This window comes from Variovorax sp. PMC12 (assembly GCF_003019815.1).
Taxonomy (GTDB): domain Bacteria; phylum Pseudomonadota; class Gammaproteobacteria; order Burkholderiales; family Burkholderiaceae_C; genus Variovorax.
This window is the reverse complement of the sequence record NZ_CP027774.1, coordinates 638,576-654,308: the sequence shown is the minus strand read 5'-3', so window position 1 is coordinate 654,308 and position 15,733 is coordinate 638,576. Positions and strand designations below refer to the sequence as shown.

Genomic DNA, 15,733 nt, shown 5'->3' with positions numbered 1-15,733 from the left:
TCGCATGCTCGACATCGCCGCCATCTGCCTCGTTGTCACCGCGCTGCTTGCCTACCTGAACCACCGGTTCGTCCGGTTGCCCACAACCATCGGCGTGATGGCGATCGCCCTGGGCATCTCTCTCGTCCTGCTTGCTCTCGATGCACTCGGACTGGACCACGGCCTGCGCCAGTACGAAGAGTCGTTTCTGCGCTCGATCGATTTCTCTGACGTGCTGATGCAGGGCATGTTGTCGTTCCTGCTGTTCGCTGGTGCGTTGCATGTCGATCTGCGAGCGCTGCGGAAGTATCGATGGCAAGTCGCGGCTCTGGCACTGGTCGGAACACTGGCATCGACCCTGGCTGTCGGCGCCGGTATGTGGGTCGTGCTGCCGCAGGTGGGTGTGCAGTTGCCGTTTCTCTATTGCCTGCTTTTCGGGGCACTGATCTCGCCGACCGATCCGATCGCGGTCATGGGCATTCTCAACTCCGCAGGTGCCCCGAAGAACCTCGAACTGGTGATCGCGGGCGAATCGCTTTTCAACGACGGCGTCGGCGTGGTGGTGTTTGCGCTGCTTCTGGGCGTTTTGTCCAGCGGCAGTGCGCCGACGATGGCTGTCGCGGGCGAACTGCTGCTGCGCGAAGCCGGCGGCGGCATTGCGTTCGGTCTCGTCCTGGGATTTGTGACCTTTCATCTGCTGCGCAGCATCGATCAGTACCAAGTCGAGGTACTGCTGACCCTGGCCGCGGTGATGGGCGGCTACGCCTTGGCGAGCCACCTCCACGTGTCCGGCCCGTTGGCCATGGTGGTCTGCGGCCTCATGATCGGCAACGGTGGCCGCGCGCTGGCCATGTCCGACCACACGCGTCGCTACATCGACATGTTCTGGGAGTTGCTCGACGAAATTCTCAACGCCGTATTGTTCGTTCTCATCGGACTCGAGGTTCTGTTGGTCGCCTTCACCGCACCGGTACTGGTCGCGGGGGCCGCGGCAATCGTGGTGACGCTGGCCTCGCGCTGGCTCACGGTCGGGTTGCCCGTCGTAGTGGCGAGCAGCCTGTTCAAGCTTCCGCCGGGTTCCTCCCGCGTTCTCGCCTGGGGCGGCCTGCGCGGAGGCATTTCCGTCGCGCTGGCGCTGTCGTTGCCGCTGGGCGCCGAACGCGAGATCATCCTCGCGCTCACCTACTCCGTGGTCGTTTTCTCGATCCTGGTACAGGGGCTGACAATCGGCCGCGTCGTGCGGGCCGCTGTCGGACCACCGCGCTGACGCGTGACTATCGTTTGATTTCCAAGGGAGGAAGGCCGACGATTTCGCGGGTGGCCGATACGATCGAAACGCCCATGTCTGCAGCGCTACGACGGGTTGGCCGGCACTTGCTATGCAGTCCCTGCATCGCGAATCTGGTGCGTCCTTGCCGCGAAGCGCACCGCGCACCATGAGCTACAGGCAGTTTTCGGTGATGCGATAGCAAATCTATGGCTTCGCCATGGGCATTTGAGCGGCCAGTTGTTTCTTATTGGGGTGAGCAACTCCGCCGAAGTGGTTGAGCCAACCCTCGTTCGCCGTGGGGTCGACGCTTTGCAAACTGGTCGCGTCAAGTACGCCTTGGACGCATGCGCGTGCGATTCGAATGAATTGTCCATGGCGTTCTCGCGTGGGCGGCCTTCGGTCTGACTCCACCGAAGGCCGCGTAGCTTTTGGCCGATGTCACGACTACGCCTGCGCTGGGCAGTTCACCCAGCACGAAGATCAGGCGGTCAGAGCACAGGATGCAGGTCACGAACGCGGCTCACACCCTCAAGCAGCGAGGCGACGTGCAAGATGGTGGACTCTGCCAGCCAACTGCCCACCAATTGCACGTTGATGGGCATGCCTTCCTTGCCCGTACCGAATCGCATCGAGATGCCCGGCAGACCCGTGACGTTCAAGGGTACGGTCGCGCCCTGCAGATAGGTCGCATCAACCTTCTGCCCGTCGATGAGGAACTCACTGACTCCGTGCTTGTGAGCAGGAATGGGAAGCACATGGGTAAGCAAGACGTCGAAGTTCTTGAAATACTCCGCGTAGCCGTCCCGGATGCGCTCCGCGCCTTGCTCGGCATCGATGAAATCCTTCATCGATGTCTCGGGCAGACCGAGCATCGTCTTGGCCATCTTGTAGAGCTCATCGTCGCGGCGGCCGGCGGTGGCCTCTGCGAACGCGGCCTTCATCTCCATCACGTGCAAACGGTTGAAGACATCGAGGGCAAAGTCTTTCTCCAGGGCAGGGATACCTACTTCCTCGACGTGGATGCCCAGGCCCTTGAGCGCGTCCGCGGCGGCGGAGACGGTTGCGCGCACTTCCGGGTCGACCGGGCCGAAGCCGGGGCCGGTCATCCAGCCAACACGCAGTTGTCGATACTGCTGGCGTCCGATGCCGGCATCAAACTGCGCCGTGCTGGTGGCGAATGCGTCCTTGCCATCGGGGCCGGCGAGCTGCGAGAACGCAAGCGCCAGGTCGCGAATGCTGCGCGCCATCGGGCCGACGTGCCAGAAGCGGCGCGGAACGCGGGGCCAGATGCCAGTCATCGGCACTCGACCGTGTGTGGCCTTCAGCGACACGATGCCGGTCTGCGCGGCCGGGCCGCGCACGGAGATCGCCAGATCAGTGCCCAGGCCGATAGGGGACATGCCCGCAGCGATGGCCGCAGATTCACCGCCGCTGGAACCCCCGGGCGTCTTGGAGAGGTCCCACGGGTTGTTCGAGCGTCCCGACAGCAGGTTGTCGCTTTCGATCCAGTAGGAGAACTCCGGAAGATTCGTCTTGGCCAGCAGGATGCCCCCCGCCTTCTTCATGCGTGCCACGCTCTCCGCGTCGACATCGGGCTGACGCCCCTTGAAGATGGGGGAGCCCCGCTGTGTGAGCACGCCCGCAGTGTCGATGGAGTCCTTCACCGTGAACGGAACGCCGTGCAGCGGGCCGAGCGGCTTGCCGTCCTTGACCTCTGCGTCCGCCTTCTTGGCCGCATCAAGCGCGCCGTCTGCGAGCGTCACGATGGCGTTCACTTTGGGGTCTACCGCCTTGATGCGGTCGAGGTGAGCCGTCACGACTTCCACGGAGGAAATTTCGCGCGTACGGATGAGATCGGCCAGCTTGGTGGCGTCGAGGAAAGTGAGGTCTTTAGCCATGATGAACGTCCTTAAGATTTGATTACCAACCACTTGGTAGTTGAACCATAAAGGTTAGAATTTGGCCGTTTCAAATGCTTTCTTGTTGAAGGGGAGATGAACGTGGGACGCAAGCCAGACCCGAACAACGCCCGCGAATCCATCCTCGAAGCCGCCAGGCTGGCTGCGCAATCGCGCGGATACGCGGGCTTGAATTTCCGCGAGTTGGCTGAGACAGTGGGCGTCAAGCACACGAGCCTGTACTACCACTTCGCATCCAAGGGCGACCTTGCCGCCGCTGTTGCGAAGCGCTACTGGCAAGACACCGCTGCGGTGCTAGACGCGATGCTCGCGGAGGCCGGCGACAGCCGAGTCGCGCTCCACAACTACCCGGGCATCTTCCGAAAGTCGCTTGAAAACGAAAACCGCCTGTGCCTGGTCAGCTTCATGTCCGCGGAGTACGACGAACTGCCCGAAGAAGTGAAGACTGAGGTTCAGGCCTTCGCTGAAGTCAACGTGGCTTGGCTGACGAAGGTGCTGGTGGCGATGGGGCTGCCCCCTGAAACCAGCGAGCAGCGCGCCAAATCCATTTATGCCGCCGTCGCGGGCGCTCAGCTAATGGCCCGGAGCCGCTCTGACATCGCGCTCTTCGATGCGCTCATGGAAGGCTACAGAAGCGCCGGGCTGCTCCCGGTCTGATCGCAACGGGTCCATTCAAACATTGGATTTCTACCAAAGCACCCGTTCGCGAGCCCAGATCGGTGCGAGAGCGGCGCATACGCGCGGATCCAATGGCGGCAAATCGAAATTTGCGAATGTTCAACGGCGCGATGCCCAGCGCACCTTGTCTGCGCCCCCTAATGCCCCCAGGCGTGCGACGCCTGCTCGTCCGCCGTCACCCTCACCTGGCTCGCCAGGAACGATGGCGGCAGGCCGAAGTAGCGCTGGAAGGTTCGGCTCATGTGGGCCGCGTCGGTGAAGCCGCTGACCAGCGCCACGTCGGTCAGCGGCCGCTGCGCGGTGAATTGCTGCACCGTGCGGCGCACCTTGGTCCACAGCGCATAGCGCTTGACCGACACGCCCACCTGCTCGGCGAACAGGTGCGTGAGGCGGTCGGGCGACAGGCAGGCCACGGCCGAAAGCTCGCGCAGCTGGATCTTCCCGGCATGCGCCCGGATGGCCTGCAGCACGCGGTCGATGCGGCGATCGATGGTCACCCCGATCTCGGGGACTTCAGTGATGGCCTCGACCAGCTTCACGCTGAGCGCCTGCAGCCGTTCCTTGCAGAGCTCGCCGCGCTGGGCGGGGTCGAAGTCGTCGCGCAGGCGGCCGAAGCGGCGTGCGTCGATCGGCACGATGCCGTGGCCTCCCATGCGCTTGGCAAGCATGCGGTAGGCGCTGGAAGCGGGGTCGAGGTTGAGCGACAGCAGCCCGCAGCCGTCGACGTCGAGCCGCCGCGCGACGTGCGGCGCGATCAGCGCGGCGGTGCAGCGCGTGCGGGTGCCGTCTACCGCCTCCAGCGTGAAGGGATGACCGCTGACCGACGCCAGCAGCGTGGCCGAAGAGCGGGCCGTGAGGCCCGACTGGATGGCGGGCGTGATGTAGAGGAACCTGTCATCCCACAGGTGCAAGAAATTCTGCGAGGCCATGCCGTCTTACTTCTGGTTTGTCTCCAGCGGCGGATTCTCACGCATTGCCACGGCGGCCCGGCGAGGCATCGTGCCCAGCCGCCGGCGGCATTCCTTCAGTGTGCGGCGGACGATGCATCGGTCTGCACATGCTGGCGCACCGCCTCGAGCAGCAGCGAAGCGAGCCGGCTCGCCGGTGCCTCGGCCCGGGCCTGCGCGCGGTAGAGCACCAGCGATATCTGCGGCAGTGCCGGCAGCGACAGCACCGCCCGGTCGATGGTGCGCACATGCGCGGGCAGCCCGAACGGGGTGCGCACCGTGAGGCCCAGCCCGGCCGAAGCGGCAGCCCACAGCGCCGACAGGCTGGCACTGGCGAACGCGCGGCGCCACGGCACGCCGGCGCGGTCGAGCGCGGCGATGACGATCTCGCGCAACGGGCACGGCGCGTCGAGCATGATCAGCGGCAACGGCTCCCGGCTCTTGCGCGCGCCCGGGCCGCGGCGCTCGCGCTCGGTCCACCAGGCGGCGTCGATCCGGTCGGGCGACCTGGGGCCGATCCACAGCAGCGGCAGCCGCGCCACGCGCTCGGCATAGGGCGACAGGGGCTGGTCGCCCGCGTCCCACGCCAGCGCCAGGTCGAGCTGGCCGAGTTCGAGCCGCTCGCGCAGGTCGGCGCTGCGAGCCACGCAGGCCTCGATGCGCACCTTGGGATGGGCCCGCGCGAAGCGTCCCAGCACGGCGGGCAGCAGCGTCTCGCCGAAGTCTTCCTGCAGGCCCAGCCGCACCGCGCCCTGCAGGTCGACGCCGCGCATGGCGGCGCTGGCTTCGTCATTGAGCTCGAGCATGCGGTGGGCATAAGCGAGCAGCGTCTCGCCGGCATCGGTGAGCTCGAGCCCGCGCCCCACCTTGCGGAAAAGCACGGTGCCCGCCTGCGCCTCCAGCTTCTTGAGCTGCGCGCTCACGGCCGAGGTCGAGCGCCCCAGCTTCTCGGCCGCGCGTGCGTAGCTGCCGAGCGCGACGCCGGTGGAGAAGCTGCGCAGCACGTCGAGATCGAACATCACCTGGGCCATGGGTTTTCCTTTTTTCCTGCGATTTCAATCATCCTGTTTTTTAGGACGATTAGCCAATTATTTTCTGATTTTCAAAACCTTGGCAACGGCGGACACTGCACCGCGACATGAGCCCCACGACTTCCTCCTCCCCCGCATTCCCGCCCCGCCACCGCTGGAAAGTGCTGGCCGCCGGCGTGGCCGCCAACGCGGCCTTCTCGGTCGCTTTCAGCGGCATCCCGATGACCGCGGTGCTCATGCGCACCGGCTACCGGCTCGACAACGCCACGCTCGGGCTGGTGCTCGGCCTCATGGGGCTGGGCATCGCCGTGAGCGAGCTGCCCTGGGGCCTGTTGACCGACCGCTGGGGCGACCGCCCGGTGCTGCTCACGGGCCTGGGCAGCACCGCCCTCGCGCTGGTGGCGATGGCGCTGTGGGGCGCGCCTGCCGGGGGCCACGTGCCCGGCCTGGGCTGGCTCGGCGCCGGGCTGCTGCTGGTCGGGCTGCTCGGCGGCAGCGTGAACGGCGCCAGCGGCCGCGCGGTGATGACATGGTTCAGCGCCGGCGAGCGCGGGCTGGCGATGAGCATCCGGCAGACCGCCGTGCCGCTGGACGGCGGCATCGGCGCGCTGGTGCTGCCCTTCGTGGCGCTGCATTTCGGCTTCGCCGCGCTGTACGGTCTGCTGGCCCTGCTGTGCGCACTGAGCGCCGCGATGAGCTGGGCCTGGGTGCACGAGCCGCCCGTTGCGCCGCGCGGCAAGCCGGGCGCTTCCGAGCCGCCCGCGCCCCGGAGCGGTCCGCTGCGCGACGCGCGCGTGTGGCGCATCGTGGCGGGCATCGGCATCCTCTGCGCGCCGCAGTTCGCGGTGCTTTCCTTCGGCACCGTGTTCCTGCACGACTTCGGCCATGCCAGCTTCGCGGCGATCACCGCCACCATGGTGTTCGTGCAGATCGGCGCGATGGTGATGCGCGTGTGGAGCGGCCGCTGGACAGATCGCCGCCGCAATCGCCCGGCCTACCTGCGCGCCTGCAGCGGCCTCAGCGTACTGTTGTTCGCCGGCTTGGCGCTGCTGGTGCTGCTCGGCGGCGCGCATGCCGCGGATTCATCCGCGCTGCGCGTCGCGCTGGTCGTGCTGCTGGCCGCGAGCGGCGTGTGCGTCTCGGCCTGGCACGGCGTGGCCTACACCGAACTGGCCACGCTGGCCGGCGCGGCGCGCGCGGGCACGGCCCTGGGCATGGCCAACACCAGCGTGTTCCTGGTGTGCTTCGTCACGCCCTTCTCCATTCCGCACCTGATGGCGCTGCAGGGCTGGCCGCTGGTGTGGCTGGCCGCGAGCGCCTGCGCGCTGGTGGCGATGCCGCTCCTGGTGCCGCGGACCGTGACCGGTGCGGCGCCGGATCAGAACGCCGCGAAGACCGCGTTCAGCCGGTCGACGTAGGCGCGCTTGGCCGCGTCATCGATGAAGCTGCCCTCGAAGCTGTTGGCCGCGAGCTGCCAGGCGTGGCGCACGCCGAGCCCCGTGGCCTCGAAGGTCTGCGTGAAGTTCTGGTTCATGTAGCCGCCGAAGTAGGCCGGGTCGTCGGAATTGACAGTCGCCACGAGCCCCGCGTCCAACAGCGTGCCCAGGTTGTGCTGCGCAAGGTCGGGGAACACGCAGAGCTTGAGGTTCGACAGCGGGCACACGGTCAGCGGAATGCGGTCCTGCGCGAGCCGCTGCATCAGCGCCGGGTCCTTGGCGCTTTGCACGCCGTGGTCGACGCGTTCCACCTTCAGCACGTCGAGCGCGCTCCACACGTAAGCCGGCGGGCCTTCTTCGCCGGCATGCGCGACGAGGTGCAGGCCCAGCTCGCGGCAGCGTGCGAACACGCGCGCGAACTTCTCGGGCGGATAGCCCACTTCGCTCGAGTCCAGGCCGACGCCGACGAACTTGTCGCGATACGGCAGCGCCTGCTCCAGCGTCTCGAAGGCGTCTTCCTCGCTCAGGTGACGCAGGAAGCACATGATGAGCAGCGCGCTCACGCCCAGCTTGGCCTGGGCATCGACGCAGGCGCGGTGCAGGCCGTTGACCACCGTTTCCATCCGCACGCCGCGCGCGGTGTGCGTCTGCGGGTCGAAGAACATTTCGGTGTGCACCACGTTGTCGGCGGCGGCCCGCTCCAGGTAGGCCCAGGCCATGTCGTAGAAGTCCTGCTCCTTCAGCAGCACGCTGGCGCCGGCGTAGTAGATGTCCAGGAAGCTCTGCAGGTTGGTGAAGGCATAGGCGCGGCGCAGCTCTTCCACGCTGGCGTAGGGAATGGACACGCCGTTGCGCTGCGCGAGCGCGAAGATGAGCTCAGGCTCGAGCGAGCCTTCGATGTGCATGTGCAGCTCGGCCTTGGGCATGGCGCGCAGCAGCTCTGGCAGGCGGTCGGTGCCGATGCGGTCGAAGTTCTGGTCGTAGGCGGGGCGGAAATCGGTCATGGTGGGGGACTGCTGCTGCGTTGTGATCCTGCAAAGCATAAAGCCAGCCGCCGCCCGGGCGATGCCCGAAACCGTATGGGCGTCAGTCGATGCTGCGTGCGGAACTCGTCAGCGAGCGTGCGCACAGCAGCAGCGTGGGCGCCAGCTTGCGCACGGCTTCGTCGATGGTCCAGCGGCTGGTCGGCGCCACCACGTGCACCGACGCGACCGGCCGCCCCTGGCTGCCCAGCACGGGCGCGGCGATCGTCATGTCGCCGAGGAACAGCTCCTCGGCATTGGTGGCAAAGCCCTGCAGCCGCGCCTGCCGCAGGGCGTCGAGGATGCCGTCGACGTCGGTCAGCGTGTGCATGGTGTGGGCCGTGCGGTCGGACGCCTCGATGAGCGCGCGCGCCTCGTCTTCCGGCAAGGCGCTCAGGAAGGCGCGGCCCGAGGCCGTGCAATACATCGGGATGCGGCTGCCGATGGGCATGTGCACCGGCACGAACTGCGCGCTGACGAAACGCGCCACGTAGACCATGTCGAGTCCGTCCGGCTCGGTGAGGCAGGAGGTTTCCGTCGTCACCTTGGTCAGCTCCGACAGGAAGGGATTGGCCACGTCGATCAGCGAATTGGCCGCGAGGTAGTTGAAGCCGATTTCCATCACGCGCGGCGTGAGCTGGTAGCGCCGTGTCTTCGCGTGCTTGCGCACGTAGCCCAGCTTCTCGAGCGTGAAGACCATGCGCTGGGCGGAACTCTTGGTGATGTCGGTGGCCGCGGCCACGTCCGCCAGCGTCATGGTGCGGCGCCGGGCGCTGAAGGCGCGCAGCACGGCCAGGCCCTTCTCCAGCGAGTGGTTGAAAAGCAGGCTCTGGCCGTCTTCGGGGGCTGCGTCGGGTGTGGCTTCCATGGATTCGAGTATATCCACGCTCGCCCTAAATATCGAATATCGATACTAAAGGATCGACTAGTGGTTTTCATTTATTGATAAGAGATTCAAAAGAATCGATTATTGGCACGCATGTTGCATCGCGAAAGGCACCCATCCTTTCCGTCCACTTTTCCAACTTCTGTCCTTCAAGGAGCGCATCCATGAATCGCATCGTTCGCCGCCTTCACCGCCTGGCCCTGGGTCTCTGCATCGCGGGCGGCGCCTCGCTGGCCGTGGCGCAGGGCGCCGCGCCGACCTACAACGTGGGCGCCACCGCCACCGGCGTGCCCTTCACCTTCCTGGACGTGAAAACCAACAGCATCCAGGGAATGATGGTCGACACCGTCACCGCCGTGGGCAAGGCCGGCGGCTTCAACGTCAACGTGCAGCAGACGGTGTTCTCGGCGCTGATCCCCTCGCTCACCGCCCGCAAGATCGACATCGTCTCGGCCGCCATGCTGAAGACGCCGGCGCGCCAGGAGGTGGTCGACTTCAGCGATCCGGTGTACTCGTACGGCGAGGGCCTGATCGTCAAGGCCGACGACGCCCGTGCGTATGTCTCGCTCGACGAGCTCAAGGGCGAGGTGGTGGGCGCGCAGGTCGGCACCGTCTTTCTCGACATGCTGAACAAGAAGGGCATCTTCAAGGAGGTGCGCAGCTACGACTCGGTGGCCGACATGACGCGCGACCTCTCCCTCGGCCGCATCAAGGCCGGGCTGGGCGACCAACCCATCATGGCCTACCAGATCCGCCAGAACACCTTTCCCGGTGTGAGGCTGGTCGAGAGCTACAAGCCGGTGAACGTGGGTGACGTGTGCCTGGTGGTGCGCAAGGGCGACACCGAGACGCTGGCCCGCCTCAACAAGGCCATTGCCGCCGTGAAGGCCGACGGCACGCTCGCCAGGATCGTCCAGAAGTGGGGCATCTGAGAGCGCGCTGACCCATGGCTGCTCCCACCTTTCTCCAGAACGCGCAGGACTTCCTGCCGATCCTGCTGCAGGGCGCCGTGGTCACCGTGCAAGTCACGGTGCTGGCCTTCCTGCTGAGCAGCGCGCTCGGCCTTGCGCTCGCGCTGATGAAGTTGTCGCCGGTGCGCGCGCTCTCCTGGGCGGGCTCGGTGATCGTCAACGTGATCCGCGGGCTGCCGATCATCGTGCAGCTCTTCTACATCTACTTCGTGCTGCCGGAGTTCGGCGTGCAGCTCACGGCCTTCCAGGCCGGCGTGATCGGCCTGGGCATCGCCTACTCGGCCTACCAGGCCGAGAACTTCCGCGCCGGCATCGAGGCGGTCGACCCCGGGCAGCGCGAGGCCGCGCAGGCCATGGGCATGCGCTCGGCGCTGATCATGCGGCGCGTGATATTGCCGCAGGCCTTTCGCATCGCGCTGCCGCCCTACGGCAACACGCTGGTGATGATGCTCAAGGACTCCTCGCTGGTCTCGACCATCACGGTGGCCGAGATGACGCGCGCCGGCCAGCTCATCGCTTCGTCGACCTTCCAGAACATGACGGTCTACACGCTGGTCGCCCTGCTCTACCTGCTCATGAGCCTGCCGCTGGTGTACGGCCTGCGCCGGCTCGAGAAGCGCTTCGCCGCCGGGAGAAAACAACCATGATCCACGTCGAGGGACTGGAAAAACGCTTCGGCACGCACCGGGTGCTGCGGGGCGTGAGCCTGCATGTGGACAAGGGCGAGGTGGTCTGCCTCATTGGCCCTTCGGGCTCGGGCAAGTCGACCGTGCTTCGCTGCATCAACGGCCTCGAGTCCTACGAGGGCGGCGTGGTGCGCGCCTTCGGCGAGCGCGTGGACCGCACCGCGCCCACCATCCACCGGCTGCGCAGCCGCATGGGCATGGTGTTCCAGCGCTTCAACCTGTTCCCGCACCGCACGGTGCTGGAGAACGTGATGGAAGGCCCGGTCCACGTGCTGCGCCAGAACGCTGCGCAGGCGCGCGACGAAGCGCTGGCGCTGCTGGCCAAGGTGGGGCTGGCCGAGAAGGCGCAGGCGTATCCGGCGCAGCTCTCGGGCGGCCAGCAGCAGCGCGTGGCCATCGCCCGCGCACTGGCCATGAAGCCCGAGGCCATGCTGTTCGACGAGCCCACGTCCGCGCTCGACCCCGAGCTGGTCGGCGACGTGCTCGGCGTGATGCGCGCGCTGGCCGACGAGGGCATGACGATGATCGTGGTCACGCACGAGATGGGCTTTGCGCGCGAAGTGGCCGACCGCGTGTGCTTCCTGCACAGCGGCAGCATCGTCGAGGAGGGCCCGTCCGCGCAGGTGCTGGGCGCGCCGCGCCAGGCGCGCACGCAAGACTTCCTGCGCCGCGTGCTGCATCCGTCTGGTGCCATCGGGGCCACCGAGGTGCGCGCATGAGCGCTCGCGCGTTGCCTCCTTCACTCTGGGCCGACACCGCGCCGCCCGCTGCGCCGACGCCGCCGCTGGCCGAATCGCGCAAGACCGACGTGCTGATCGTCGGCGGCGGCTTCACCGGCCTCTCGGCCGCGCTGCACCTGGCCGAGGCCGGCGTGCAGGCCTGCGTGCTCGAGGCGCACGAGCCCGGCTGGGGTGCGTCGGGGCGCAACGGCGGGCAGGTCAATCCTTCGCTCAAGCACGACCCCGACGAGCTGGTGCGCATTCATGGGCAGGAGCGCGCCGCACGGCTGATCGATGCGGTCTCGTCATCGGCTGACCTCGTGTTCGACCTCATCGCACGCCACGGCATCGACTGCCAGCCGGTGCGCAACGGCTGGCTGCAGGTGGCGTACGCGCAGAAGGACGTGGCCGCGCTGCATGCGCGCGCCGCGCAGTGGGCCAGCCGCGGCGTCAACACCCAGCAGCTCGACCGCGCCGCCGTCAGCGCGCGGCTCGGCACCAAAGCCTTTGCGGGCGGCTGGCTCGACGGCCGCGCCGGCAGCATCCAGCCGCTGGCGTACACGCGCGGGCTGGTGCGTGCCGCGCAGGCCGCAGGTGCTTCCGTGCACGGCGGCACTGAGGTCACGGCGCTGGAGCGCCGCGGTACGCACTGGCATGCGAGCACGTCGACCGGCGCCAGCATCACCGCCGACCAGGTGCTGATGGCCACCAATGGCTACACCGGCGCGCTGTGGCCGAAGCTGTCGCGCACCGTGCTGGCCGCCAACAGCTTCATCGTTGCCACCGAACCGCTCAAGGGCGCCGCGGCCGACGCCATCCTGCCCGGCGGCGAAACCGCATCGACCTCGCAGCGCCTGCTGCTCTACTTCCGCAAGGACGCACAGGGCCGCCTGCTCATGGGCGGCCGCGGCCACTTCGCCGACCCGGCCGGACCCGCGGATTTCGCGCACCTCGAACGTTCGCTCGAACTGCTGTTTCCCCAACTGGGGCCGCTGCGCTACGAGTATCGCTGGGCGGGGCGCATCGCGGTCACACGCGACTTCATGCCGCATGTGCACACCCCGGCGCCGGGCGTGACGATCGCGCTGGGCTACAACGGGCGGGGCATCGCACTGGCCACGAGCATGGGCAAGCACCTGGCCGCCCGGCTCATCGACCCGGGTGCGGACTTTCCGTACCCGGTGACGCCGATCCGGCCGATTCCGCTGCACGGCCTGCAACGCTTCTACGTGGCGGGCGGGGTGGCCTGGTACAGCCTGCTCGACCGGCTGGCCTGAAGGCGAGTCGCCTACGCGCGCGTGCCGCCTTGCCATGCGGCGCGTGCGTGCGTCAAATGGCGGGCGTCAACCACAACAGCCCCAGGAGACACATGCCGATCGACACACTCGCCACCTGGCACCGCCTCGTCAAGGAACGCGACGCGGCGGGGCTCGACGCCCTGCTCGACGACGAGGCCGTCTTTCATTCGCCGGTGGTGCACAAGCCCCAGGTGGGCAAGGCCATCACGCAGAAATACCTGGCCGCGGCGTTCCAGGTGTTCTTCAACGAGAGCTTCCGCTACGTGCGCGAGCTCCAGTCCGCGAACGACGCGGTGCTCGAGTTCACGCTGGAGCTGGACGGCATCCAGATCAACGGCGTCGACATGATCAAGTGGAACGACGCCGGCCGGATCACCGAGTTCAAGGTGATGCTGCGACCGCTGAAGGCGGTGAACCTGATCCACCAGAAGATGGGCGCGCAGCTGCAGGCGGCGCAGGCCTGAACGAACCGGCCGCGCCGGTCACACCCCGTAGTAGGTCGCGGGAGACTTGCTCAGGAAGGGGCTCTCGTTGCCGAAGATGACCGGCGTGCCGGAGTCGAGCCATTCCAGGTATCTGGACGCGATGTGCTGCAGGCAATTGACCTGAGCGGCGACCTTCATCAACTCGCCGGGTACCGCGGCCTCGCTGCTGACGTCGAGCGTGTCCGCGTGATGGCCCAGGCATGCCAGCTGCGAGGCCGCGCAGATTCGGTCCAGCGCCTCTGAGCAGGCAATGATCATCTCGTGCACAGGGGCGGATATGACCTTGGCCGTCCGGAGTTCGTGAGCCTGGGCGCGCACGCCAATGGCATCGATGCCGTTGTATCTGGCAAGGCCGTTCACGCACAGCGCCAGCGGCCGGGCGAGGTCTCTTTCGAGGTCCATCGCCACCAGGCCGCCGAAGCTTCCCGGCAGCCTCGAGGGCTGGCAGTCATGAAAACACGCCTTCAGGTCCGACAGGCCCTGGGCTCTGAGGTCCGGTGACACCGCGTTCCTCAGGAGATCGCACAGCTCCGCGAGGAGTTCGCGATTGCCGAAAGCCACCTGCGCATTCAGCAGCGGATGAATCAGCCGGTCCATGTTCCTCTGCACGATGAGGTTGCGGATCTCCGCGGGTCCATCGCAGAGCGTGACCGGGTCGATGCCGGCGGGATCGCCCGCCCTCCCCGCCGGATCGTGCGGCGCAGTGGCCAGCAGCTTTTTCCTGAACACCCTCCCCACAGCCTTCATCCGCACGGCGGCGGACGGGTCCTTCAGGATGACGAAGCATTCGATGTCGGACACCGGGGCCGCATCCAGGCGGGCCAGGGAACCGGCCACGCAGAACGCGAGTGAATCCGGGCTAGGCGGCCTGCCGATCGCGTCGACATAAAGCGAGGCCAGGAACCACCGGGTCATCACCGACCGCGCCTGGGCAGGCTCCGCGGTTTCCGGGCGCTGCAATACCGGACTGTGCGATTCCAACTGGACGGCGCGCACCTGAAGCCGGGCGGGATCGAAATGCGTGTTGCGATCCTCCTTGCGGCACCAGGGGCAAACGGGTGCCATGGCCTGCCCGGTCGTGGCATCAGGGCTGTACAGGTCCCTGGGCCCGGGGCACCTCGGGAAAATTTGCCTCATGTTCTGAGGAGCCAGGCATCCCATCGAATATGTCCTCCAGCAGCAATCGGATCTCAGGCCGCGTGGTTGGTCACCACGCGCAGGCTGGCGTCCTGGCGGTAGGCCTGCACGCACATCCGCCCCAGTTCGACGAGAAAGCGCAGCACCGCCGGCTGGCCCACGCACTCCGGCGTCACCGCCATGATGTCCTTGCGGAACTCCATCAGCTGCACGCCCGAGACGTCCATCTCGGCGGACGAGCCGTAGTAGTGCTTCCAGAAGTCCTGCAGCAGCCCGCGCTTGACTTCGTCGATGACCAGCGTGTAGCCGCTCTCCCAGACGCGCTCTTCCATCGGCAGGCAGGTCACCCGCGGATCCTCGAGGCGGGCGCCCGGGGGCACGAGCAGCACGCGCCGCACGTCCATGCTCATCGCGCCCTCGCCGGCGCGCCGGGCAGGCGGGTCGTCGGCGTGGCGCCGCGCATTGAAGAACGCGGTGTTCTTTTCACGGTCGTCCTCCGCGAAATCCGGTGTCGGCCTCGAAACATTGGCGCTGGCGATATGCATTTCGCTTTCCTCCTCACTCAAATGGACAGCAGCCGCAGGCGCTGCTCGTTGGCCCGGGCAAGGGAGATCGGCCGGGTCCAGCTGCCGTCGGCATGCAGCGTGGTCGTCAGCGCATGGACGCCGGCCGGGAACGACAGCTCCAGCGGGTTGTTGACCGTGCTGACATCGATGACGTCGCCTTGCTGGTAGTCGCCGTAAGCAATGAAGTACCGGGGGCGTGGCGAGAAGGCCAGGTTCTGGTTCGGGCGGGCCTGCACCGCATAGACCGTGCTGCCGGACATGGTCACGCCGACGCAGGCCTGCGACCGGGCCGGGATGTTGGCGGTCTCGGCCAGGTAGAAGCGCGCGGGATCGGCGCCCCAGCTGGGGTTGGCGAACCGGTAGATGCCGTCTTCGCAGTCCAGCGAGATCCTGTTGCTGCCGCCGCTCGGCTCGCAGGTTTCGGCCGGAGCGAACTGGATGCCGGGCTGCAGCTCGCCGGTTTCAGCCCAGGAGAAACCGGTGTCGGTCGTCCATTCGAAGCGGGTACGCGCGTTCTGCCCGGGGTTCGAATACTTGGCGAACCAGGCGAGCGACAAGGCGTTGGGCGCCCACTGGGTCGGGTCGCTCTGGAACACCATGAAGTAAGCCGAATGGCTTGCGTGGTTGTCGACCGTGACGGAATAGATCTTGCCCATGACTCTCTGAAGAAGTGACTGAATCAGCCAATGCGCGCCGCAGGGGC

The 15,733-nt window shown here is 67.0% G+C and carries 16 protein-coding genes; 8 read left to right on the top strand and 8 right to left on the bottom strand.

What is annotated here, in order from left to right; translation table 11 throughout:
• The first annotated feature begins 4 nt into the window (after positions 1–4).
• Complete coding sequence (locus tag C4F17_RS30450) at positions 5–1,246, top strand: cation:proton antiporter (protein ID WP_106938143.1); 1,242 nt, start codon at positions 5–7, stop codon at positions 1,244–1,246.
• A 491-nt stretch (positions 1,247–1,737) separates the two neighbouring features.
• Here the strand turns inward: C4F17_RS30450 and C4F17_RS30445 are convergent, their stop codons facing one another.
• Positions 1,738–3,147: an amidase gene (locus C4F17_RS30445; RefSeq protein ID WP_106938142.1), complete on the bottom strand. Its 1,410-nt coding sequence runs from the start codon at positions 3,145–3,147 to the stop codon at positions 1,738–1,740.
• 96 nt (positions 3,148–3,243) lie between these two features.
• Here C4F17_RS30445 and C4F17_RS30440 point away from each other — a divergent pair, with 96 nt between their 5' ends.
• Complete coding sequence (locus C4F17_RS30440) at positions 3,244–3,825, top strand: TetR/AcrR family transcriptional regulator (protein WP_106938141.1); 582 nt, start codon at positions 3,244–3,246, stop codon at positions 3,823–3,825.
• Positions 3,826–3,983: 158 nt separating this feature from the next.
• Here C4F17_RS30440 and C4F17_RS30435 read toward each other — a convergent pair whose 3' ends face one another.
• Positions 3,984–4,775, bottom strand: a complete 792-nt coding sequence (locus tag C4F17_RS30435; RefSeq protein WP_106938140.1) for a helix-turn-helix domain-containing protein — start codon at positions 4,773–4,775, stop codon at positions 3,984–3,986.
• A gap of 95 nt (positions 4,776–4,870) precedes the next feature.
• Positions 4,871–5,824, bottom strand: coding sequence for a LysR substrate-binding domain-containing protein (locus C4F17_RS30430; RefSeq protein ID WP_106938139.1), 954 nt, complete (start codon positions 5,822–5,824; stop codon positions 4,871–4,873).
• A gap of 107 nt (positions 5,825–5,931) precedes the next feature.
• Here C4F17_RS30430 and C4F17_RS30425 point away from each other — a divergent pair, with 107 nt between their 5' ends.
• Entirely contained in the window at positions 5,932–7,242 is a 1,311-nt protein-coding gene (locus C4F17_RS30425) for an MFS transporter (protein ID WP_106938138.1), read from the top strand.
• On the opposite strand, the gene C4F17_RS30420 is transcribed toward C4F17_RS30425, so the two are convergent.
• A complete protein-coding gene (locus C4F17_RS30420; RefSeq protein WP_199852000.1) occupies positions 7,203–8,264 on the bottom strand; it encodes an adenosine deaminase in 1,062 nt (353 codons plus the stop codon). The genes C4F17_RS30425 and C4F17_RS30420 overlap by 40 nt on opposite strands.
• An 82-nt stretch (positions 8,265–8,346) precedes the next feature.
• Entirely contained in the window at positions 8,347–9,150 is an 804-nt protein-coding gene (locus C4F17_RS30415; RefSeq protein ID WP_106938136.1) for an IclR family transcriptional regulator, read from the bottom strand.
• Positions 9,151–9,332: 182 nt separating this feature from the next.
• Here C4F17_RS30415 and C4F17_RS30410 point away from each other — a divergent pair, with 182 nt between their 5' ends.
• The 5 genes from C4F17_RS30410 to C4F17_RS30390 all read left to right on the top strand — a co-directional run bounded on the left by C4F17_RS30410 (position 9,333) and on the right by C4F17_RS30390 (position 13,306).
• Positions 9,333–10,100, top strand: coding sequence for an ABC transporter substrate-binding protein (locus C4F17_RS30410; RefSeq protein ID WP_106938135.1), 768 nt, complete (start codon positions 9,333–9,335; stop codon positions 10,098–10,100).
• Positions 10,101–10,114: 14 nt separating this feature from the next.
• Entirely contained in the window at positions 10,115–10,786 is a 672-nt protein-coding gene (ehuD, locus tag C4F17_RS30405; RefSeq protein ID WP_081268946.1) for an ectoine/hydroxyectoine ABC transporter permease subunit EhuD, read from the top strand.
• A complete protein-coding gene (locus C4F17_RS30400; RefSeq protein WP_106938134.1) occupies positions 10,783–11,544 on the top strand; it encodes an amino acid ABC transporter ATP-binding protein in 762 nt (253 codons plus the stop codon). Before ehuD ends, C4F17_RS30400 begins: the two co-directional genes overlap by 4 nt.
• A complete protein-coding gene (locus C4F17_RS30395; RefSeq protein WP_106938133.1) occupies positions 11,541–12,821 on the top strand; it encodes an NAD(P)/FAD-dependent oxidoreductase in 1,281 nt (426 codons plus the stop codon). The genes C4F17_RS30400 and C4F17_RS30395 overlap by 4 nt, the downstream gene beginning before the upstream one ends.
• Before the next feature lie 92 nt (positions 12,822–12,913).
• The gene (locus C4F17_RS30390; RefSeq protein ID WP_081268949.1) at positions 12,914–13,306 is read left to right on the top strand and encodes a nuclear transport factor 2 family protein; all 393 of its coding nucleotides are present in this window, start codon (positions 12,914–12,916) and stop codon (positions 13,304–13,306) included.
• Between the two features lie 18 nt (positions 13,307–13,324).
• On the opposite strand, the gene C4F17_RS30385 is transcribed toward C4F17_RS30390, so the two are convergent.
• From C4F17_RS30385 to C4F17_RS30375, 3 genes are all read right to left on the bottom strand, one after another.
• Positions 13,325–14,392, bottom strand: coding sequence for a hypothetical protein (locus C4F17_RS30385; protein ID WP_159053779.1), 1,068 nt, complete (start codon positions 14,390–14,392; stop codon positions 13,325–13,327).
• Between the two features lie 125 nt (positions 14,393–14,517).
• Entirely contained in the window at positions 14,518–15,009 is a 492-nt protein-coding gene (locus C4F17_RS30380) for a hypothetical protein (RefSeq protein WP_234383041.1), read from the bottom strand.
• A gap of 17 nt (positions 15,010–15,026) precedes the next feature.
• The gene (locus C4F17_RS30375) at positions 15,027–15,686 is read right to left on the bottom strand and encodes a hypothetical protein (RefSeq protein ID WP_081268951.1); all 660 of its coding nucleotides are present in this window, start codon (positions 15,684–15,686) and stop codon (positions 15,027–15,029) included.
• Positions 15,687–15,733 lie beyond the last annotated feature (47 nt).